The sequence below is a fragment of the Aeromonas sp. ASNIH4 genome (assembly GCF_002934425.1).
Classification (GTDB): domain Bacteria; phylum Pseudomonadota; class Gammaproteobacteria; order Enterobacterales; family Aeromonadaceae; genus Aeromonas; species Aeromonas hydrophila.
On the sequence record NZ_CP026217.1, the window covers coordinates 3,015,129 to 3,037,084 of the forward strand.

Sequence of the window (21,956 nt, forward strand, 5' to 3'; positions counted from 1 at the left end):
ACTTGGTGCCCGCCACGATTGCACCTCGCACCCGCTTGGTGTTAAATGCCCGTCCAGATGGCGCTGACGAGGGCCATCCCCAGTATTTGGACACCCCATGCAAACTCAATCCCACGCAGGTCCGGGCACCCTCTTCTCCCTGACCTGGCCACTGTTTATCGATCTTGCCCTGCACTTTCTGACCGGGGCCCTCAACACCTTCATGGTGGGTCACGTCTCCTATCAGGGGGTAGCGGCGCTCGCGGTCGGCAACCAGGTGTTCGATCTCGCCATCACCTTGTTCAGCTTTGTTAGCATCGGCACCAGCGTGGTGATCACCCAGTATCTGGGGGCCGGCGACAAGGAGAAGGCGCGCGTCGTCATCCACACCGCCATCGGTTTCAACCTGCTGGTGGGGCTGGTGGCCGCCGTCGGCGTCATCGCCGGGGCAAGTACCATGCTGGCGCTGATGAACCTGCCCGCCAACCTGATGAGCGATGCCACCCTCTACCTGCAGATCATCGGCCTGTGCCTGCTGCCGGAAGCGGCGGCCCTCTGCCTGGCCGCCACCCTGCGCGCCCACGGCCACACCCGTCAGGCGATGTACGTGACCCTCATCGTCAACCTCATCACCTTCGTTGGCAACCTGCTGCTGCTCTACGGCTGGTTCGGCCTGCCCCAGCTCGGGGTGGCCGGGGTCGCCATCAGCACGGTGGCGGGTCGCATCGTCGGAGTAGTGCTGCTGGTGTGGCTGGTGGCGCGCAAGACCGGCATCCGGCTGCGCCTGCCGGAGATCGTCAAACCCAGCCGGCTGATGCTGGGCAAGGTACTGCACATCGGCCTGCCGGCCGCCGGCGAGAACCTCTCCTGGATGCTGCAGTTCATGGTAGTGACCGCCTTTGTCGGCCTGCTCGGCGACAAGGCGCTGGCGACCCAGTCCTACTTCTTCCAGATCTGCCTGTTCATCCTGCTGTTCGGCCTCTCCATCGGCCTTGGCAACGAGATCATCATCGGCCACCTGGCAGGGGCTCGCCGCTTCGAGCAGGCCTACAACCAGTTGCTCAAAAGCCTGAAGCTGGGGCTCGTCGTCACCGCCTTCATCGCCTTGCTGGCCGCCCTCAACGGCCGCACCATCATCAGCCTGTTCACCGATGATGCCGACATCATCACCCAGGTGGCGCAGCTGTTCTTGATAAGCCTCATTCTGGAACCCGGCCGTACCTTCAATCTGGTGGTGATCAACGCCCTGCGCGCCACCGGGGACGCCCGTTTCCCGCTCTACATGGCGCTCGTCTCCATGTGGGGGATTGCCGTTCCACTGGCCTATTTCCTTGGTATCATGCAGGGTTATGGACTGGTCGGTATCTGGTTGGCGCTCGCCTGCGACGAGTGGGTGCGCGGTCTGGCCATGTTCTGGCGCTGGCGCAGTCGTCGCTGGCAAAACAAAATTCTTGTTGAAACATAAGCGGAATCACAATGAAGAAGATAGGACTCTTGTTGGCGGCCATCCTGCTCAGCCCGCTCGCCATGGCGCAAACCGCCCCCGCCGCCCCCAAGGCACAGGCGGCCCAGACCTGGTACGTGGCCCCCATCACCATCGATGAAACCAGCGAAGCGCAAAAAGCGCTGACCAAGGATTTCATGGCCCAGATGATCAAGACCATCAAGATCAACGAGTACCAGACCGGCAAGGCGGTGGGCAAGAGCAAATCGCCCAAGTGGCTGATCCGCACCAAGCTGATGCCCGCCAGCACCGAGCCGCTGGTCGGCAAGAAGCACCCGCAGGGCCTTACCTACGGCAAGGGCATCCCCACCCAGGAGATCGTCGGCGAGCTCATCATGAACGGCACCCTGGTGGCCCATGTGGGTCAGGGCTGGCGCGAGCCCATCGTCCCGGGTACTCCGGTGGCCGAGAAGCTCACCATCGCCAACTACCAGTACGCCATCGGCAACGAAGCCAAGGCAGCGGATCTGGAAGAGCTGGCGGCGCAGATCGGCTTCGAGGTGGGCAAGGTGATCGCCCGCGACGGCAAGCCGCTGCCCGAGAAGAAAAAGAAAAAAGAGTAAATGCTGCACCTGTTACCAAGAAGGGGCCCTGCGCCCCTTTTTGCTGCCCGCCTGGCGGCCACAAGCTGTCATCCGGCCGTCACAATTGTGATCCATCCGGCACTTTTCAGACTCTCTGCTTACCGATAAAAGCCTTATCAGCTTGTGATTCAAACAGTTAAAAATCGCCCATCCCATGCAGCAAATCATTGGTCCCGAATTGGAGCCGGATCACATTTATCTCGCGGGGGGCGCGGTAGTTTGGTCTTGCAGGCACAATCAAACGAAACCAAGGAGGCCGCATTACATGTTCCCAGAGTACAGAGAGCTCATCTCGCAACTGAAGAGCAGTGATGTCCATTTCCAAAAGAAGTTTGACTTGCACAACGACCTGGATGTGGAGATTAGAAAGTTGGAAAAGCATCACGCCAGCGACTACAGCTCCGAGGTGAAGGATCTGAAAAAACAGAAACTTAAACTGAAAGAGGAGATCTACGACATCCTCAAACAACATCCACAATAGACGCCTCGACGAATACCTGGATAAGCAACTTATCCTGCCAGCCCGGCCCGACGCCGGGCTTTTTGTTGGCTGCTAACGACAACACTGAGCAGGCCATATCAAGCAGTCAGCGGTAACCCGAGCAGCACGGTCCCCAGAATACCAATCGTCCAGGCTATGTATTGTTCTGTCATTGCCCCTTCACTTGCTTGACGCTATTTGCCCTGCACAGCTTACCTACCTTGGAAGGAAAACAAACCCTTAGCCTCCCCCTACAGCCTACAGAAATAAAATGCAGCCAAAGTGGCGGCATTTTATTTTTATTTCTATTTCTGTGTCTGTTTCTTATAAAGACTTCTTCTACAGATCTTTCATCCTGCACTCTTGCCCTGAGCCTCTGCAAAAAGGTAACCACCAGAATCTCTGCGGATGGTTATGAATTCATCTTCATGTTCCCCGTCAAAAAAGGTGCACTCATACGAGGCGGATCGATCTGCTTCAATCCTTATGCCAGCTACTGTTGCGGGCACTGAACTTCCAATGCTCATCGCAGCAAGTTTTTCCACGCTGGAAATATCAGACTCTAGCTCAGGAAGAATTTCTTCTGCATTACGCAAACAAGCTACACGGTTTTTGCCTGAAGGGTACTCGACCCAAATAAGCAATCGCCCACTTTGAAATTCGTCGCACTTTGGATATGAACCCAAGAGACTTAAAAGGCGGTTAGTCATAAGCACCTAACAAATTTATTCTGTGAAGTGACTCACTCTAACACAGACATGTTTATTAAAAACTTTCAATGCCCTAGAGCCAATCGCTTTCAAAAGAAACCTCCATTAAAGTCGGAAATATGGATGTTTTTACTCTATACCGAGCCTGTCACTACCCAAATGCCAAAAAAGCGGGCCAGTGGCCCGCTTCGTTTTATGCAGAGTTAACCCCATCCTCACACCGGTGGATGGAAATGGCTGGCCTCGCGGGTGGCCATCTCCTCGTAGGTGGCCCACTTCTGCCACGCCACTTGTTGCGCCACCTGCATCAGCCGCTCGGCCTCCTGTGGATGACTCTGGGCCAATATCCGATAACGGGTCTCCTCCTGCCGGTATTCGGCAAGCGGAATGGAGGGGCGCAGGCTGTCGAGGCTGAAGGGGTTCTGCCCCGCGCTGCGCAGTACCGGGTTGTAGCGCATCAGCGGCCAGTGACCGGAGGCCACGGCCCGTTTTTGCTGGGTCAGGCCAAACTCCATATCGATACCATGGGCGATGCAGTGGCTGTAGGCGATGATGAGCGACGGGCCCGGATAGGCCTCCGCCTCACGCAAGGCTTGCAGCGCCTGCTGCGGGTTGGCACCAAAGGCGATGCGGGCAACATAGACGTTGCCGTAGGAGATGGCCTGCAACGCCACATCCTTCTTGGCCAGCGTCTTGCCCCCCGCCGCGAATTTGGCGACGGCACCGAGCGGGGTCGATTTCGACATCTGACCGCCGGTGTTGGAGTAGACCTCGGTATCCATCACCAGCACGTTCACATCGCGGCCGGAGGCGAGCACATGATCGAGCCCCGATGAGCCAATGTCATAGGCCCAGCCATCGCCGCCGATGATCCAGACGGAGCGGCGCACCAGCTGATCAATCAAGGAGAGCAGCTCGCGAGCCTTGCCGGATTTCACCTCCTCCAACCGTTCCCGCACTTGCGCGACCCGGGTGCGCTGGGCACGGATCTCCGACTCCAGCCGCTGCGGGGCGCTGACAAGCGACTCCACCAGCTCGACCCCGATCTCCCCCTTCATCGCCTGCAAGGCTGCCACCGCCTGACCGTGATGCTGATCGGCGGTGAGGCGAAAACCAAAGCCGAACTCGGCGTTGTCCTCGAACAATGAGTTGGACCAGGCCGGCCCCTTCCCTTCGCCATTCTTGGCCCACGGCGTGGTCGGCAGATTGCCGCCGTAGATGGAGGAGCAACCGGTGGCATTGGCCACCAGCATGCGATCGCCAAACAGCTGGGTCAGCAGCTTGAGATAGGGGGTCTCGCCACAGCCGGCGCAGGCACCGGAGAACTCGAACAGGGGCTCGAGGAACTGGGTGCCGCGCACCGTGGAGAAATCCACCCGCTCGCGGGCCGGCCACGGCAGGCTCTCGAACCAGCGCAGCGCCTGTTTCTGGCCAGCCAGATGCGGTGCCTTGTCCATCATGGCGATGGCGCGCTCACCTTCATGGCTTTCTCCTTCTGCACTCTCGCCTTGATGGCGGGCATCCGCTCCGACCCGCACCGGACAGGCCTGCACGCACTGGCCGCAGCCGGTGCAATCTTCCGGATAGAGCTGCAAGGTGTAGCGGCTGTCGGGGAAGCCCTTGGCGGTGACGGGCACCGACTGGGCTGCCTCGGGGGCGCTCGCCAGCCAGTCCTGATGGTAGAACTTGGCTCGCAGCGCCGCGTGGGGGCAGACGAAGACGCAGTTGCCGCACTGGATGCAGATATCCGAGTGCCAGATCGGGATCTCGCGGGCGATATCCCGCTTCTCGAAGCGGCTGGTGGCGGTGGGGTAAGTGCCGTCCACCGGCAGCATGGAGACCGGGATGCGATCGCCACGCCCCGCCAGCATCTCGCCGGTGACGCGCTGGACAAACTCGCTGCCACCCGGTGCCAATGGCAGCGGATAATCGCTGATCTGCTCGTCACCGGCCGGGATCGCCACCCGGTGCAGATGGGCCAGGGTGTCATCCACCGCCGCGAAGTTGCGCGCCACCACCTCCGGCCCCTTGCGGGCATAACTTTTCTCGATGCTCTCCTTGATAAGGGCGATCGCCTCGTCCCGCGGCAAGATGCCGGCCAGGGCGAAGAAGCAGGTCTGCATGATGGTGTTGATGCGATTGCCCATGCCGTTGCGCTCGGCGACCCGATCGCCATCGATGCAGTAGAGGCGGATATCGAGGGCACGAATGCGGGCGCGCAGCCGCTCGGGCAGCTCGGCCCAGACCCGCTCGGGCTCATGGGGAGCATTGAGCAGCAGGGTCGCCCCCTCGGCGGCGAACTCCAGCAGATCCACAGATTCGACAAAGCCCCACTGGTGGCAACCGATAAAGCTCGCCCGCTCGATAAGCCAGGGGGCGTCGATGGGCTCGGGGCCAAAGCGCAGGTGGGAGACGGTGCGCGAGCCCGACTTCTTGGAGTCGTAGACGAAGTAGCCCTGGGCGTGGAAGCCCTCCAGCTCGCCGATGATCTTGATGCTGTTCTTGTTGGCGCCCACCGTGCCATCGGCACCGAGGCCGAAGAACAGCGCCCGCACCCGGCTGGCGGGTTCCAGATCGCCGATGGGGTGCCAGGCCAGACTGAGGCCCGACACGTCATCCACTATCCCCACGGTAAAGCGCGGGCGCGGCGCGTCACAGGCCAGCTCCTCGAACACCGCCGCGCACATGGCGGGGGTGAACTCCTTGGAGGAGAGGCCGTAGCGGCCGCCACTGAGCCAGGGCAGCCGCTTGATAAGGCCGCGCTGCAAACCGTCGATGAGGGCGCTCTGCACATCCAGCAGCAGCGGCTCGCCGCCGGCGCCCGGCTCCTTGGTGCGATCCAGCACCGCCATGCGCCGCACGCTCGCCGGCAGCGCATCGAGCAGCGCCTGCACCGGGAAGGGGCGATAGAGGCGAATGACCAGCACCCCGGTCTTGCGATCCTGCTGGTTGAGCCAATCCACCGTCGTGCGGGCGGTGGCGGCCCCCGACCCCATCAGCACGATGACGTCGGTGGCATCGGTGGCGCCGTGATACTCCACCAGCCGGTAGTGGCGGCCGGTCAGCTCGCCGAGGCTCTCCATGCACTGCTGCACCCGCGCCGGCACCGCCTCGTAGAAGGGGTTGACGCTCTCGCGGGACTGGAAATAAGTGTCGGGGTTCTGGGCGGTGCCGCGCATCACCGGATGATCCGGGTTGAGGGCCCGCGCGCGGTGGGCGCGCACCCAGTCGTTGTCAATAAGCGCTCGAATTTCATCTTTGTGCAGCGCGACTATCTTGTTCACCTCGTGGGAGGTGCGAAAGCCGTCGAAGAAGTGGATGAAGGGCACCCGGCACTGCAGGGTGACGCTGTGGGCGACCAAGGCCAGGTCCTGCGCCTCCTGCACCGAGCCGGAGGAGAGCATGGCAAAGCCGGTGCTGCGCGCCGCCATCACGTCCTGATGGTCGCCAAAAATCGACAGCCCCTGCGCCGCCAAGGATCGGGCCGCCACATGGAACACCGCCGAGGTCAATTCGCCTGCGATCTTGTACATGTTGGGCAGCATCAGCATCAGCCCCTGGCTGGCGGTGAAAGTGGTGGCGAGCGCCCCCGCCTGCAGGGCGCCGTGCACCGTGCCGGCCGCCCCCCCTTCACTCTGCATCTCCACCACCGTGGGGATGTTGCCCCACAGATTGGTCTGCCCCTCCGCGGCCCAGGCGTCGGCCAGTTCGGCCATGGTCGAGCTCGGGGTGATGGGGTAGATGGCACACACTTCGCTCAGCTGATACGCCACCCGGGCCGCGGCTTCGTTGCCGTCGACCATGATCAATTCATGTTTCATTGGGACTCCTCCGGTTGGCACAGCTCGATGGCGTGGCAGGGACACTGGTCATGGCAGGCACCGCAGCCGGTACAGAGTTCGGCATCCACCTGATACCCCAGACCCGGCCCCAGCTTGGCGATGGCCTGCTCGGGGCAGCTGCCATAACAGCCGTCACACTCGAAGCAGTTGCCGCAGGAGTAGCAGCGCGCCGCCTCGTAGCGGGCCGCCGTCTCGTCCAGTCCACCGATGATTTCGCCAAAGTCGTCCCGCGCCGAGGGCGGTTTGACCGGCTGGCTGCTGGCGGGAGCATGGGTCTGGAACCAGAGCTGCAACTGCTCGGGCCCCACCAGCGGATAGGAGAGCGGCTTGTGATAGAGGCGACCGCGCAGCCAGGCATCCATATGGCGCGCCGCCTTCTTGCCGTGGCCGGTGGCGATGGTGACGGTACGCTCGGAGGGCACCATGTCACCGCCGGCAAACAGACCCGGCACGTCCGTCATCAGATTCTCGCCAACCTGTACCACCCCCTCCTTGTTGACCCGCACGCCGGGGATGCTCTCCAGCACGCTCAAGTCCACCTCCTGACCCAGCGCCAGAATGAGGGAGTCCGCTTCGAGGGTTTCAAACTGGCCGGTGGGCACCGGCTTGCCCTCGGCATCCAGCGCCATCACCTCCACTTCAATACTGGTGCTGTCGAGCTGGCGGATGGTGCGCAGCCAGTTGATCTTGATCCCCTCCTCCTCGGCCTCGTCGGCTTCGAAGGCGTGGGCCGGCATATGGTCCCGGTCGCGGCGATAGATGATCATCGCCTCCTCGACCCCGAGGCGGCGGGCGGTGCGGGCCGCATCCATGGCGGTGTTGCCGCCGCCGTAGATGGCTACTCGTCGTCCCAGCTTGGGCGGCGGCAAGCCCTGCTCCTCGGCCAGGCTCGCCTGCTCGAGGAAGCTCACCGCATCGAGGATCTTGCCCGCCTCGCGGGCCGGAATGTCGACCCGCTTGGCCAGATGGGCGCCGATGGCCATGAAGACGGCGTCAAAGCCCCCCTCGTCGCGCGCCTTGAGCACGTCTTCCACCTTGTGGTTGAGGGTCAGCGTCACCCCGGCAGCGACGATGCGGGCCACCTCCCTGTCCAGCATCTCGCGGGGCAGACGGTAGGCGGGAATGCCAAAGCGCAGCATGCCGCCGGCGAGCGGGCCCGCCTCGCGGATCTCCACCTGATGGCCGAGCCGGTTGAGGTGCCAGGCACAAGAGAGGCCGGAGGGGCCGGCACCGATCACCAGCACCTTCTTGCCGCTGGCGGGTGCAGGCGGCGCAGGCTGCCAGCCACGGGCCAGCGCCTCGTCGCCGAGGAAGCGCTCGATGGCGTGAATGGAGACGGCATCATCCACCTGAGCGCGGTTGCAGGCCGTTTCGCAGGGGTGATAACAGACCCGCCCGTGGACTGCAGGCAGGGGATTTTCTTCGATCAGTCGTTGCCAGGCCGCCTCAAAGCGGCCCGCTTCGGCCAGGGCAAGCCAGGCCTGGATGTTCTCACCAGCCGGGCAGGCATGGTTGCAAGGTGGCAGGGCCGGCCGCCAAACGGGTAGCCGAGTACGGACCGGGCCTGTTCCCGTTTTCTGGGAGAGATCCGGCTGTGGGGTCATATCCAGTTGTTTGCTCATACATTGCTTTCTTCTTTTTGTGTGACAGGCCCCATCCGAATGCGCTTGATACCGTTTTGCCTGGGCAGACGGTGGCCGGAGGGGGAAGAAGCGAAAGCGTTAGAAACTGGAAGCTGACTCGATAATGGACTGATTTGTGTACCGAATGACGGATCAGGATCAAAAAATGTTGCACTTTATGAGGTATGGAGTGCACAACGTGACCCGTGTAACATCTTGCCCGTCTGCAGGAGTCACCGCTCGGGCTCGCGCCCCGCAAGCAACGCCACGCCGTTGTCGGACCCCGTGAGCCGGGCGCATCAGGCCGTCCCCCTGCAACGATTGCTGCACGGAACAGCTCCCATTATCTTGTCTCCTGCACTGGAACCACCACAGCACAAGGACCCGGCCATGCCCAAGCTCGCCAGCATTCATCTTTACCCCATCAAGTCGACGGCAGGCATGCCACTGACCCGCGCCCTGGTCACCGAAGAGGGGCTGCAGGGGGATCGCCGCTACATGGTGGTCAAGCCGGACGGCAGCTTCATCACCGCCCGCACCCATCCCCAGTTGCAGCAGGTAGTCGCCACCCCCCTCGAGGGCGGTCTGCAGCTGCGCTATCCGGGCCTTGAGCCCCTCATCCTGCAAGAGCGGGAGTTTTCCCGCACGCCCCAGGCCACCGGAGTCTGGAGCGACAGCTTCAGCGCCCTGCAGACCCAGCCTCAGGCCGATCAGTGGCTGAGTCAGGTGGCGGGGGAGCCGGTTCAGCTGCTCTGGCTTGGTGAAGAGTCCGCCCGCTTTCGGGAGAAAACCGGCACCCGGGTCAGCTTTGCCGACGGCTATCCGCTGCTGCTGATAAGCCAGGCCTCTTTGGAGGATCTCAACCTGAGATCCGACGCGCTGCACCAGATGAGCCAGTTTCGCACCAACCTGGTGGCGAGCGGCACCCTCCCCTTCGAGGAGGACAGCTGGAAACGGATCCGCATCGGCGAGGTGGAGTTTCGGGTCGCCAAGCCCTGCAGCCGCTGCATCATGACCACGGTGGAGCCGGGCACGGATCGCTTCAATGCCCTCAAGGAGCCGCTGGCTACCCTCACCCGCTATCGGCGCGGCGAGGATGGCGAGGTCTACTTCGGCCAGAACCTGGTGGCCCTCAACGAGGGCTGGATTGAGGCGGGCAGCGAGATAGAGGTGCTGGAGCGCGCCCGCGCCCCCGTCTACCCCAACGCCGCCCCGAAAAAACGGGAGCTGGTGTGCGTGGCCCGCGAGCCGCTGGCGCGGGATCTGGAGACCTTCTGGTTCGAGGCGGCCGATGGCGAGCCCCTGCCCGACTATCTGCCGGGCCAGCATCTGCCCATCAGCCTGGACATTGGCCTCGGCCTGCGGCGCGAGCGCCTGCAGCGCCGCTATACCCTGAGCTCCACCCCGGAGCGGCCCGAGCGTTACAGCATCAGCGTCAAGAAGGTGGGGGGCGGTCGCATCTCCCACTGGCTGCACCAGCAGTTGCAACCCGGTGACCGGTTGCTGGCCGCGGCGCCGGCCGGTGAGTTTCACCTAGGCTCCGGGCGCACCCTACTGCTGCTCTCGGCAGGCTCGGGGGTCACTCCCATGCTCTCCATTGCCCGCACTCTGGCCTTGCGCGGGGAGCTTGGCGACGTGCACTTCATGCACCTGTGCCGCAGCGAGGCGGACATTCCCGCCGCCGCCGAACTGCACGCCCTGGCACAGCAGGGGATGACCCTCACCCTGATCCTCAGCCAACCCGATACGCACTGGCAGGGGCTCAAGGGACGGCTGGACAATGAGCACCTCAAACAAGTCAAGCAGCTTGCCGGACGGGAGGTGTTTATCTGCGGCCCCCACGGCTTTATGACCGATGCGGCCGCCAGACTGGCCGCCCTTGGCGTGCCCGCCGAGCGGATCCGCCAGGAGAGTTTTGGCGGCGCCATCCTCTCGGTGGCACGCCCCCACCAGGCGGTGCAACTGCGCATCGGCAAGCAGAGTTTTGCCGGCAACAATCAGGGTACCGTGCTGGATCAGGCCCACAAGCAAGGGGTGGATCTGCCCTGGAGCTGCCGCGCCGGCATCTGCGGCAGCTGCAAGCAGACCCTGCTCGAGGGCGAGGTGGATCACCCCGATGCCCCGGCCATCACCGCCGCCGAACGGGCCGAGGGCAAGATCCTCACCTGCTGCGCCGTGCCGCTCACCGACCTTGTCATCAAATAAGGTGATCGAGCAGCGATAACCCCACCGGCCGGGGGCCCGCTCCCGGCCGTTTTCTCCCCGCATCGGTACCCTTTCCCTCGCCTCCACCTTTTCTCCAAACCCCCGCAACCTTGCCGGGCCCCGCTCCTATACTCACAGCAACAACAAAGGTTCTTCGCGGGATCTTGGGGAAGTGGAAGTTGACAGACAGGGTGCTGGTAAACTGGCTGTCTCCAAACACACCACCACCATCACCCTGCTGTCGCCGTGCATCATATTGATATTGCCTCCTTCTGGCCAGGTTATACCGTCATCGCCCAAGCGCTTTCTGCCAACCATCACACCCTGTTTACCCTTGAGCCTCGCGCCGACTTCTTGCCCCGTTGTCGCCGATGCCTGCAACCCACGCCATTGATCCACGACCAACGTATCCGCCGGGTGCGTGAGCGAGACCTATTTGACCGACAAGTCTGGTTACAACTGCCTGTTCGCCGCGTCGACTGTCTGCGCTGTGGTCGCGTCAGTGAACATATCGACTGGCTCCCCTCTGGCTCCCGCCTCACCCGGCGCATGCAGTGCTGGATTGAAGCGCTCGTTCAGTACCTCCCCATCCGCCATGTCAGCCAGCTCACCGGGGTCGGTTGGCACACCATCAAGGAGATCGACAAGCGCCGTTTGCAGACCAGTGTGGGCACCATCGAACTTGGGGAGGTGCGGCGGCTGGTGATGGATGAGTTTGCCCTGCACAAGGGACACCGCTATGCCACCGTGATCATGGATGCCGAGCGAACCCGCGTCCTGTGGGTGGGGCACGGCAACAGCCGGGCCGCTATCCGTCCCTTCTTCGAGCAGCTCGGCGAGCGATGCCAGCAGATTGAAGCGGTGGCGATGGACATGAACACGGCGTTCGACCTGGAGGTGAAGCAACACTGCCCGCAGGCGGAGGTGGTCTACGACCTGTTCCACGTGGTGGCTCGCTATGGCCGAGAGGTGGTGGACCGGGTGCGAGTGGAGCAGGCGAATGCACTGAAAAGCGATAAACCGGCGCGAAAAGTGGTCAAAAGTGCGCGTTGGTTGCTGCTACGTAATCGGGCGAAGTTGAGTGAAAAACAGGATGTGAAGTTGCAGGAGCTGTTGGCGGCGAATCAACCGCTGGCGATGGTGTACGTGCTGAAAGAGGGGTTGAAGGGCATCTGGTATGCGCCGAGCGTGTGGGAAGGATGGCGACGATGGCGGAGCTGGATGCGGCAGGTGAAGGAAAGCGGGCTAGCGCCGCTGCAACGATTTGGTCGAAATTTATCGAAATATATGCGGGGGATCCTGGCGAGTGCAAACTACCCGATGCACACGAGTGTGCTGGAAGGGGTGAACAACAAGATCAAAGTGATAAAGCGTATGGCATATGGATTTAGGGACTCAGAATACTTTTTTCTGAAAATCAAGGCGGCCTTCCCCGGAAAGCCGCGATGAACCACAACAAAACCCCTCCGACGTAGCGGCCTTTGCCGTCTGACCAAGGGGGTTATCCGGTGAGAATAAGGACGCTCAAACCATGGAACAGAACAGACCCGCCTTTCAGCTCAACCTGCTGCTCTCCGTCGTCACCCTGATCCTGCTGTCGCTGGTATTTTTTGCCTACAGCTGGTCAGGAACGCAACTCGAGCAGAGCTATCAGCAACGCTATCAATCCTATCTGCTGGCCGATGAACTGCGGCAATCCTCCGACGACCTGACCCGCCTCGGCCGCACCTACGTGATCACCAAGGATCCGGCTTACGAACAGCAGTACATGCGGATCCTGGCCATTCGCAACGGGGAGCAAAACCGGCCGCAGGGCTACAACCGCATCTACTGGGACTTCGTCGCCGCCAACGGCCAGAACCCGCGGCCCGACAGCCAGGTGCGCCGTGGCCTCATCGACCTGATGAAGGAGACCGGCTTTACCGAAGAGGAGCTGGCCAAGCTCAACGAGGCCAAGAACAACTCGGATGCCCTGGTCAACACCGAGGTGGCCGCCTTCAAGCTGGTGCAGCAGACGGACGGCGATCTGGCCGCCAACCAGCAAAAGGCCATCGCCATGATGCATGACAAGGCCTATCACCAGAACAAGGGGCGCATCATGTCCCCCATCGACGACTTCTACGTCCTGATGGAGCACCGCACCCAGCAGGCGGTGGACGATGCCACCAGCCAGTCCGCCATGCTGCGCTACCTGTTCATCGCGCTGGGCCTGGTGTTGATGTTCTTCCTCTGGCGCACCTACAAGGCGCTGCTCGACCTGGTCGGCACCTCGGTCAGCCAGCTCAGAAGCGATCTCAATCACCTGGCCGAGGGGGACTTCTCCCAGCCCATCAAGGTGCCGGCCGGTGCCAAGGAGAGCCTGATCGGCCTGCTCGCTACCATGCAGGGTACCCTCAAGGGGATCATCGCCCAGGTCTCCCACTCCAGCGAAGAGCTCTCCGGCTCGGCCGACAGCATCGCCCAGATAGCGGAGCAGACCGCCCAGTTCGCCACCTCCCAGCAGACCAGCACCCAGACCATGGCGGCCGCCATCGAGGAGCTGGTGGTGAGCATCAGCCACCTCTCAGACAACGCCACTCACGCCGACGAGCTGAGCAAGGTCTCCGCCAACACCCTGGCGGAAGGCTCCGGGGTCATCAAGCAGACCCTCGACAGCATCCAGAGCATCTCGGATACCGTCTCCAACGCCGCCAGCAGCATCGCGGATCTCAACAGCCACACCCAGCAGATCTCGGAGATCATCGAGGTGATCCGTGGCATCGCCGATCAGACCAACCTGCTTGCGCTCAACGCCGCCATCGAGGCGGCGCGGGCCGGCGAGCAGGGGCGCGGCTTTGCGGTGGTGGCCGACGAGGTGCGCAACCTCGCCAGCCGCTCGGCCGCCTCCACCCAGCAGATCACCGGCATGATCGGCAAGATCCAGAGCGGGGCGGATGCCTCCATCCGCAGCATGGAGAACACGGTCAACAACGTCTCCCGCGGGGTGAGCCTGGCCAGCCAGACCGGCGAGGCCATCGCCAGCATCCAGAACCACGCATCCAACCTGACCGGCCTGATGGGGGAGATCAGCCACACCCTGCGCGAGCAGTCCACCGCCGCCAACGAGGTGGTCTCCACCGTCGGCAACATCACCTCTCTCTCCGAGCAGTCGGGGGACGCTGCCCGCCACGTCTCGCAGGAGGCGGCCAAGCTCAAGCAACTGTCGCGGCTGCTGCGCCAGGAGATGGCCCACTTCAAGCTGTAGCCACGCGCACAAAGCAAAACGGCTGCCCGAGGGCAGCCGTTCTCATTGGTACGGTACGCTTAACCGCGCAGGGCGGCGATGCGCTGCTCGATGGGCGGGTGGCTCATGAACAGCTCGCTCATGGAGCGCTTGCCGTTGATGCCGAACGCCATCATGGAGCCTTCCAGCTGCGGCTCGGCACCGCGGGAGAGGCGCTGGAGCGCGGCGATCATCTTGTCACGGCCGGCCAGCTTAGCGGCGCCGGCGTCGGCGCGGAATTCACGCTGACGGCTGAACCACATGACGATGATGGAGGCCAGCACACCGAACAGCATCTCCAGCACGAACACGGTGATCATGTAGGCAAAACCGCCGGTGCTGCTGCTCTCTTCGTCGTTGTTGGAGCTGAAGAAGTTGCTGATGACGCCGGCCACGATGCGGGCGAAGAACATCACGAAGGTGTTCACCACCCCCTGGATCAGGGTCAGGGTCACCATGTCGCCGTTGGCCACGTGGCTCACCTCGTGGGCCAGCACGGCTTCCGCCTCGTCACGGCTCATGCTGTAGAGCAGACCGGACGACACGGCGACCAGCGAGTCGTCACGGCGGGCGCCGGTGGCGAAGGCGTTCATCTCGGGGGAGTCGTAGATCCCCACTTCCGGCATCTTGATGCCCGCTTCACGGGCCTGACGGGCCACGGTACTGACCAGCCAGTGCTCGGTCTCGTTACGGGGTTGCTCGATGACCTGGACGCCATAGCTGCGCTTGGCCATCCACTTGGACATCAGCAAGGAGATAAAGGAACCCCCAAAACCGAACACGGCACAGAACACCAACAGACCGGAAATGCTGGACTTGTTGATCCCCAGAACCGAGAACAGGATATTGAGTACCACCCCCAGCACCAGCATGACGGCCAGGTTGGTCACCAGGAATAGCATAATTCGCTTCATATTGACTCCTTGTGAGATATGGACGCGTGGCCCGTCACCAGTTCGCTGCCGGTCGGGCCACACCTGTCACGCATAATAGACAGTTTCTATGAATGTTCGCTGAATGTCGGATTCAGAGCAGGGGCGAAATGTCGAGTCGCCCGCGCAGATCAGCCTCGAGCGGATTGTTTACAAAGGGTATTTCACCCAAAAACGGAGCCGGCAGCAAGCCCCGCAGGGTGTCCAGATTTTCCTGATAGTGGCTCATGGAGCCGTGCAGCCGGTTGATGACCCAACCCGCCACCGGCAGGTTGTTGTTGCGAATGGCGGCGAAGGTGAGCAGGGCATGGTTGAGACAGCCCAGTTTGGCCCCCACTACCATGATGACCGGCATGTTCTCCTGCTTGACCCAGTCCGACAGCAGATGTTTGCGATCAAGCGGCAGGAACCAGCCCCCCGCTCCCTCCACCACCACCAGCTCGGCCCCCGCCTGTTCAATCTGGCGCAGCCCGTCAGATAACCCCTTCAGGGTAATGGCATCGCGCGCTTCGCTGGCGGCGATATGGGGCGCGATGGGCGGCTCGTAGGCGTAGGGATTGACCAGATCGTAGGGCAGCGGCAGGCTCGCCGCCTCCTGCAGCAGCACGGCATCAAGATTGCGCAGCCCGTCCGGGGTGCGGGCACAGCCGGCGGAGATGGGTTTGTAACCGGCGCAGCGCAGACCGTGGGCGGCGAACTCCAGCAACAGGGTACGGGCGACCAGCGTCTTGCCCACATCGGTATCGGTGCCGGTGACGAAGAAGGATTTGACCATGATGACTCCTCAATACGGGGCCGCTGCCCGGGCTCGCGATGGCGGGCAGCGGCTTCTCAATTCTCTCGGCCCATGAGACCGGTTAGCGGCGGATCAGCTGGCCGAGGCACACCTGATAACTGGCGGCCAGCAGGCCGTCCGGTTGGCGATGGGCTTCATAGGCCTGGCTCAGGCGCTGCAGACGCTGGCGACTGCTGAGTCCGGTATGACGCTCGTCATTGACCTGGCTGGCGCCGATCCCCTTGAGATCGCGCAGCAAGCCGTTGAGCTCGGGGTAGCCGAGCGACCAGGTCAGGCTCTCCAACGTCGGGGCGGCAAAACCGCCGGCGGCGATGGCATGCTGCAATTGTGGCAGGCTGAGGAAGCGATTTACATGATCACACTCGTCAACCGTGCGCCAGGCCTCACGCAATTGCCAAAGCGACTCGGCCAGCAGGGTGGAGAACAGCAGCCGGCCGCCGGGTTTGAGCACCCGGTGCAGCTCGGCAAAGGCCTGGGCCGGTCGCTCACACCACTGCAGCGCTAGGCTGGAGAAGACCCAGTCAAACGTCTCATCGGCAAAGGGAAGCTGCTCGGCATCGCCGCACAGCAGGCGGGCGCCGCTGCCGCGAAGGGCGGCCTGCGCCAGCATGCCGGGAGCCAGATCCAGCCCGGTCAGCTCGCTGCAACGCCCGGCCAACGCCGGCAGGAAGAAGCCGGTGCCACAGCCCAGATCCAGCCCACTCACTGTCAGATCTGTGCCAACCTGCCTGTCCGGCATCCGCTCCAGCAGCGCCAGCCCCACCTCCTGCTGGAAGCGGGCGTGGGCGTCGTAGTGACGGGCGGCGGCGCCGAAACGGCGGGCAAGCTGGGCCTTGTCGACCGCCTGAAAACGCTCATGGAGCATGACTGCCTCCTCTCTCGTCGCCCGCCGGGCAGGGGCCGAGGGCATCGAGCAGCCGATCCACATCCTGTTCACTGTGGGCCGCGCAGAGGGTGATGCGCAGCCGCGCCGTACCGACCGGCACCGTGGGCGGACGGATGGCGCCAGCCCAGACACCGCGTTCGCGCAGCCGCTCGGCCAGTTGCAGGGCAGCGATGCTCTCCCCCACCAGCAGCGGCTGGATGGAGGTAGTGCTGGCACCGAGTTGCCAACCCAGCGCCTGTGCCCCTTGTCGGAAACGGGCGATCAGCTTACCAAGCTGGGCGCGGGCCTCGTCGGCGGCGCGCACCAGTTCGATGCTCTGGCGCACCGCGCAGGTCTGGGCAGCCGGCATATGGGTGCTGTAGACATAGTGGCGGGCGAAGTTCACCAGATACGCCACCAGCTCGCGGCTGCCGCCCACAAAGGCGCCAGCCACCCCGAGCGCCTTGCCAAAGGTGCCCATCTGGATGTGCACGCTGGCAGGAGCAACCCCCTGCGCCGCCAGGGTGCCGCGCCCTTGTGGCCCCAATACGCCGAGACCGTGGGCATCGTCGATCATCAGCCAGTTGCCGCTCTGGGCGGCCAGGGCTGCGAGCTCGCGCCAGGGGCCCTGATCCCCGTCCATGCTGAACACCCCCTCCGAGACGATAAGCCCGCGATTTGGCTCAAGCTGCCGCTCAAGGGCCGCCATGTCGTTGTGGCCGAAGCGCTTCATCTTGCAGGGCAGCTGGCTGCCCATCTCCTGTAGGGAGGCGTGGTTGAGTTTGTCCTGCCACAACAGGTGCGCCTTGCCGAGCAAGGCCTTGAGCACCGCCTGGTTGGCGGAAAAGCCGCAGTTGAACAGCAGCACCGCCTCCACCCCCAACCAGTCAGCCAGCGTCTCTTCCAGCTGTTGGTGGGCCCGGCTGTAACCGGTCACCAGCGGCGAGGCGCCGGCACCGGCGCCATAGCGGTCAATCCCCTCCTGGAAGGCGCTTTTGATGGCGGGGTGATCGGCAAGCCCCAGATAGTCGTTGGCGGAAAAGTTGAGGTAATCGCGCCCCGACACCCTGAGCCGTCCGCCACTTGCGCCGTCGGTCGCGATGCGGCTGCGCAGCAGGCCTGCCTGCTCGCGCTCGGCCAGCGCCGCGCTCAACCCAAAGGGGCCCGTGACTGCAGGGCCGTTCATGACCGCGCAGCTCCTGCACGGGGGCGGGTGGCGTCATAAAACATCTCGGTGGGCTCGCTCTGGCGGCTCACCTCTGCCAGCAGCTCCTCCTCTTGAACCTGATCCGGCTTCTGGGCCCGCTGGGCGGGGCGAATGCCGAGCCGCTTGAACAGCTGCATGTCGCTGTTCTCGTCCGGGTTCGGGGTGGTTAGCAGCTTGCAGCCGTAGAAGATGGAGTTGGCCCCCGCCATAAAGCACATGGCCTGCATCTGCTCGTTCATCTTCTCCCGCCCGGCGGAGAGGCGTACATGGGAGGCCGGCATCATGATCCGCGCCACGGCGATGGTGCGGATAAATTCGAACGGATCGAGGTTCTCCTGATCCTCCAGCGGCGTCCCCTTCACCTTGACCAACATGTTGATGGGCACACTTTCGGGGTGGCGCGGCAGGTTGGCCAGCACCATCAAGAGGCCCGCCCGATCTTTCGCCTGCTCACCCATGCCGACGATGCCGCCTGAGCAGACCTTCATGCCGGCGCCGCGCACATGCTCCAGGGTATCGAGCCGGTCCTGATAGGTGCGGGTGGTGATGATGTCGCCGTAAAACTCCGGCGAGGTGTCGAGGTTGTGGTTGTAGTAGTCAAGGCCGGCGGCGCCCAGACGCGCCGCCTGATCGGCGGTGAGCATCCCGAGCGTCATGCAGGTCTCCATGCCGAGCCCGCGCACCTCCTCGATCATCCGCAGGATATAGGGCATGTCCTTCTCTTTGGGGTTGCGCCAGGCGGCCCCCATGCAGAAGCGGGACGAGCCGTTGGCCTTAGCTTCGCGGGCCCGCTCCAGCACTTTCTCCACCTCCATCAGCCGCTCGGCCTCGAGGCCGGTGTGATAGCGGGCGCTCTGGGGGCAGTACTTGCAATCCTCCGGGCAGGCACCGGTCTTGATGGAGAGCAAGGTGCTCACCTGTACTTCGTTCGGGTCGAAATGGGCGCGGTGGACGGTCTGGGCCCGGAACAGCAGATCGTTGAATGGCAGGGCAAACAGGGCCTGAACCTCGGCGAGGGTCCAGTCGTGACGAAGGGCGTGAGCGCCCGCGGTGACAACATTCATACATGGCTTCCAATTGTTATAAGTGGGATCCTGCGCCGCCAGCTTGCATGGGCAAACACAGAAGCCGCCACCCGGCCGGCACCCGAGTCGGGTTGCACGCAGCCAAGTGGCTGAAATTGTTGGCTAGTGTAGAGAGCGCGCGTAGACTGTCAACACCGACCAGATCAAACCAATTGACAACAGAACGCAAAATGACCAATCAAGAATTCGACCTGCACCACGTCTGGCACCCCTATACCTCCCTCACCCATCCCCTGCCCTGCTATGAAGTGGCCAGTGCCAGGGGAGTGACCCTCACCCTCAGCGACGGCCGCGAGCTGGTGGATGGCATGAGCTCCTGGTGGGCCTGCGTGCACGGCTATCAGGTGCCGGAGCTCGATGCGGCCGCCACCGCCCAGCTCGGCAAGATGTCCCACGTGATGTTTGGCGGCCTCACCCACGCCCCCGCCGTCGATCTCTGCCGCAAGCTGGTGGAGATCACCCCGGCTGGGCTGGATCGGGTATTTCTGGCGGACTCCGGTTCGGTGGCGGTAGAGGTGGCACTCAAGATGGCGCAGCAGTACTGGCACGCCAAGGGGACGCCCAGGGCCAAGTTTGTCGCCCTGCGCGGCGGCTATCACGGTGACACCTTCGGCGCCATGAGCGTCTGCGATCCGGATGGCGGCATGCACGAGATCTACAAGGGCTTCCTGCCCGAGCACCATTTTGTCGAAGCGCCCAGCTGCCGCTTCCACGCCGAGTGGGACGAGCAGTGCGTGGTGGAGCTCGCCACCCAGGTAGCCGATCATCACGAGGAAATCGCCGCCATCGTGCTCGAACCCATAGTGCAGGGCGCCGGCGGCATGCGCTTCTACCATCCCCGCTACCTGCAGTGGGTACGCGCCCTGTGCGACGAGTTCGGCCTGCTGCTGATTGCCGACGAGATCGCCACCGGCTTTGGCCGCACCGGCCAGCTGTTTGCCTGCGACTGGGCCGGCATCAGCCCCGACATCATGTGTCTGGGCAAGGCGCTCACCGGCGGCTATCTGACGCTGTCGGCCACGCTCACGACCGAGCATGTGGCTCGCACCGTGTGTGATGGGAAAGCCGGCGTCTTCATGCATGGGCCGACCTTCATGGGCAACCCCTTGGCCTGCGCCGTGGCCAACGCCTCCATCGAATTGCTGCTCGCCTCGCCGTGGCAGGAGCGGGTCCGCGCCATCGAACACCAACTCAAAACCGAACTGGTGGAGCTAACCCTGCACCCGGCGGTGGCGGATGTGCGGGTGCTTGGCGCCATCGGGGTGGTAGAGATGAAGGAGCGGGTGGACGTGGCGCGCATCCAGCGCAAATTCGTCGAACTGGGAGCCTGGATCCGGCCGTTTGGCAAGCTGGTCTATCTGATGCCCCCCTTCGTCATCAGCCCGGCACAATTAACCGTGCTGACCAACGCCATCACCGCCGCCATCCACAGCGGCGAGTTCTGAGTCAGACGTGGCAGGCCCTGCCCGACCAGGCAGGGTCTTTTGACTCTTTTTCATCAGAATGTGAGCGAGACACCAGACCCGGGCGACCAAGACGCGTAGACTGCGCGGGTTTTACCCAACAGATGTACCGTTCCCATGCGCCTCTCCATTGCTGCCAAAATCAACTTCTTCCTGCTGTTCATCTTCTCCATGGTGCTGGTGTTCTCCGCCGCCTATCAGGCGGTGCGCGAGCGCGACCTGATCCTGACTCTCATCAAGGAGCAGAGCCGCGAGCAGACCGAGGCCTACTTCGACGGCCTCAACATGCTGATGCTGACCGGCAAGATGGATGCCCGCGACACCCTGCGCGGCAAGTTTCTCGAGCACGCCCACGTGGAGGATGCCCGCATCGTGCGCAGCGAGGCGGTGAGCAAGCAGTACGGGGTCGGCCACCAGAGCGAGCAGCCCAAAGACAGGTTCGATGAGCTGGCACTGGCCGGCAAGGGCAGCCTGGAGGTGGTGCACGACGGCATGCACAGCAAGCTGGTGGTGACCCGCCCGCTGCTGGCCAAGAAGGATTTTCGCGGCACCGACTGCACCAGCTGCCACCTGGTGCCGGAGAATACCGTGCTGGGGGCGGTGCGCTTTGACTACTCCCTCGATACCCTGTTTACCCGGGTCGAGCAGAACATCCTCACCTCGGCGCTGAGCCTCACCGTCATCTTCGGTCTGGGGCTGTTGTTGACCCTCTGGGTCATTCGCACCTGGATCGTCCGCCCCCTCAACCAGCTGACCCGCTCCATGGAGGAGGCCACCGACCTGCACGACTTCGGTCACCGGCTGGAAGGGGATGAAGGGGACGAGATTGGCCGGGTGGCGCTCGCCTACAACCAGATGCTCGACAGCGTGGAGCGTCAGCTCGGCAAACGACCCGCCGCGCCGATGGAGGGGAGCGAGCAGAAGGCGACAGAGAGAAGAAAAGAGGGCTAGCCCAGGTAGTAGAACAGCAGACTGGCCATCAGGATCAGCAGCAAGATGGTCAGGTGCACCCGCCCCGTGTCCTCCTGCCGCCGGCAGCGTCGGCGCTCCGCCAGCAGCACCGCCAGGGTCAGCAGGCAGCAACCCCAGAGCCCGTGCAGCAACCAGGGGGTGAACAGGGGATCCCAGCTCTGGCGTACCCTGACCCCGCCATAGACCAGAAAACCGTAGGCCGTCTGAGGTCTGGCGAAGTGGTAGAGGGAGAGCAGGCCGATGAAGCCGCCCCAGCAGAGCATCACCAGCCCCTGCAACACCCGTGTCAGCCGGTCCGGCCCCCGTCGCCGCTCTTTCACGCTTATCCCCTGTCCAACTGGCCTGCCAATCCGCCGACAGGCGCCGAAATCCCCCCCAGAGTCCGACATTTTTGCTTGTTTATCAAACCTGCGCGGGTAAGATTGACGGCTTAGTCTGCCATGATGG

Annotated in this window: 17 protein-coding genes; 8 read left to right on the forward strand and 9 right to left on the reverse strand. The window is 63.2% G+C overall.

Annotated elements, in window-relative coordinates:
- Window positions 1-97: 97 nt before the first annotated feature.
- The 3 genes from C2U40_RS13830 to C2U40_RS13840 all read left to right on the forward strand — a co-directional run bounded on the left by C2U40_RS13830 (window position 98) and on the right by C2U40_RS13840 (window position 2,548).
- Window positions 98-1,444, forward strand: a complete 1,347-nt coding sequence (locus C2U40_RS13830; RefSeq protein ID WP_103827976.1) for an MATE family efflux transporter — start codon at window positions 98-100, stop codon at window positions 1,442-1,444.
- 11 nt (window positions 1,445-1,455) lie between these two features.
- The gene (locus tag C2U40_RS13835; RefSeq protein ID WP_103827977.1) at window positions 1,456-2,046 is read left to right on the forward strand and encodes a hypothetical protein; all 591 of its coding nucleotides are present in this window, start codon (window positions 1,456-1,458) and stop codon (window positions 2,044-2,046) included.
- Between the two features lie 286 nt (window positions 2,047-2,332).
- Entirely contained in the window at window positions 2,333-2,548 is a 216-nt protein-coding gene (locus C2U40_RS13840; protein ID WP_011705396.1) for a YdcH family protein, read from the forward strand.
- Window positions 2,549-2,898: 350 nt separating this feature from the next.
- On the opposite strand, the gene C2U40_RS26090 is transcribed toward C2U40_RS13840, so the two are convergent.
- The 3 genes from C2U40_RS26090 to C2U40_RS13850 all read right to left on the reverse strand — a co-directional run bounded on the left by C2U40_RS26090 (window position 2,899) and on the right by C2U40_RS13850 (window position 8,722).
- A complete protein-coding gene (locus C2U40_RS26090; RefSeq protein WP_146054373.1) occupies window positions 2,899-3,258 on the reverse strand; it encodes a hypothetical protein in 360 nt (119 codons plus the stop codon).
- Between the two features lie 215 nt (window positions 3,259-3,473).
- Window positions 3,474-7,079, reverse strand: a complete 3,606-nt coding sequence (gene nifJ, locus C2U40_RS13845; protein ID WP_103827978.1) for a pyruvate:ferredoxin (flavodoxin) oxidoreductase — start codon at window positions 7,077-7,079, stop codon at window positions 3,474-3,476.
- Entirely contained in the window at window positions 7,076-8,722 is a 1,647-nt protein-coding gene (locus C2U40_RS13850) for an NAD(P)-binding protein (protein ID WP_103827979.1), read from the reverse strand. Before C2U40_RS13850 ends, nifJ begins: the two co-directional genes overlap by 4 nt.
- 390 nt (window positions 8,723-9,112) lie before the next feature.
- Here C2U40_RS13850 and C2U40_RS13855 point away from each other — a divergent pair, with 390 nt between their 5' ends.
- The 3 genes from C2U40_RS13855 to C2U40_RS13865 all read left to right on the forward strand — a co-directional run bounded on the left by C2U40_RS13855 (window position 9,113) and on the right by C2U40_RS13865 (window position 14,171).
- Complete coding sequence (locus C2U40_RS13855) at window positions 9,113-10,927, forward strand: MOSC N-terminal beta barrel domain-containing protein (RefSeq protein WP_181014818.1); 1,815 nt, start codon at window positions 9,113-9,115, stop codon at window positions 10,925-10,927.
- A 246-nt stretch (window positions 10,928-11,173) separates the two neighbouring features.
- Window positions 11,174-12,376 carry an ISL3-like element ISAeme19 family transposase gene (locus C2U40_RS13860; protein WP_081000878.1) on the forward strand — a complete coding sequence of 401 codons (1,203 nt, stop codon included), beginning with the start codon at window positions 11,174-11,176 and terminating at the stop codon, window positions 12,374-12,376.
- An 82-nt stretch (window positions 12,377-12,458) separates the two neighbouring features.
- Entirely contained in the window at window positions 12,459-14,171 is a 1,713-nt protein-coding gene (locus C2U40_RS13865; RefSeq protein WP_103829181.1) for a methyl-accepting chemotaxis protein, read from the forward strand.
- A 59-nt stretch (window positions 14,172-14,230) separates the two neighbouring features.
- Here the strand turns inward: C2U40_RS13865 and htpX are convergent, their stop codons facing one another.
- The 5 genes from htpX to bioB all read right to left on the reverse strand — a co-directional run bounded on the left by htpX (window position 14,231) and on the right by bioB (window position 19,053).
- The gene (htpX, locus tag C2U40_RS13870) at window positions 14,231-15,103 is read right to left on the reverse strand and encodes a protease HtpX (protein WP_011705391.1); all 873 of its coding nucleotides are present in this window, start codon (window positions 15,101-15,103) and stop codon (window positions 14,231-14,233) included.
- A gap of 112 nt (window positions 15,104-15,215) precedes the next feature.
- Window positions 15,216-15,896, reverse strand: coding sequence for a dethiobiotin synthase (gene bioD / locus C2U40_RS13875; RefSeq protein WP_011705390.1), 681 nt, complete (start codon window positions 15,894-15,896; stop codon window positions 15,216-15,218).
- A gap of 82 nt (window positions 15,897-15,978) precedes the next feature.
- On the reverse strand, window positions 15,979-16,782 hold the full coding sequence (bioC, locus tag C2U40_RS13880; protein ID WP_103829180.1) for a malonyl-ACP O-methyltransferase BioC: 804 nt from the start codon (window positions 16,780-16,782) through the stop codon (window positions 15,979-15,981).
- Window positions 16,772-17,968 carry an 8-amino-7-oxononanoate synthase gene (gene bioF, locus C2U40_RS13885; protein ID WP_103829179.1) on the reverse strand — a complete coding sequence of 399 codons (1,197 nt, stop codon included), beginning with the start codon at window positions 17,966-17,968 and terminating at the stop codon, window positions 16,772-16,774. The genes bioC and bioF overlap by 11 nt, the downstream gene beginning before the upstream one ends.
- Window positions 17,965-19,053, reverse strand: coding sequence for a biotin synthase BioB (bioB, locus tag C2U40_RS13890; RefSeq protein WP_103829178.1), 1,089 nt, complete (start codon window positions 19,051-19,053; stop codon window positions 17,965-17,967). The genes bioF and bioB overlap by 4 nt, the downstream gene beginning before the upstream one ends.
- Window positions 19,054-19,244: 191 nt before the next feature.
- On the opposite strand from bioB, the gene bioA reads away from it, so the two are divergent.
- On the forward strand, window positions 19,245-20,519 hold the full coding sequence (bioA, locus tag C2U40_RS13895; RefSeq protein WP_181014964.1) for an adenosylmethionine--8-amino-7-oxononanoate transaminase: 1,275 nt from the start codon (window positions 19,245-19,247) through the stop codon (window positions 20,517-20,519).
- A gap of 135 nt (window positions 20,520-20,654) precedes the next feature.
- Window positions 20,655-21,488 carry a HAMP domain-containing protein gene (locus C2U40_RS13900; RefSeq protein ID WP_039213141.1) on the forward strand — a complete coding sequence of 278 codons (834 nt, stop codon included), beginning with the start codon at window positions 20,655-20,657 and terminating at the stop codon, window positions 21,486-21,488.
- On the opposite strand, the gene C2U40_RS13905 is transcribed toward C2U40_RS13900, so the two are convergent.
- Entirely contained in the window at window positions 21,485-21,787 is a 303-nt protein-coding gene (locus C2U40_RS13905; protein ID WP_103829176.1) for a hypothetical protein, read from the reverse strand. The two genes, C2U40_RS13900 and C2U40_RS13905, sit on opposite strands and share 4 nt — an antisense overlap.
- Window positions 21,788-21,956 lie beyond the last annotated feature (169 nt).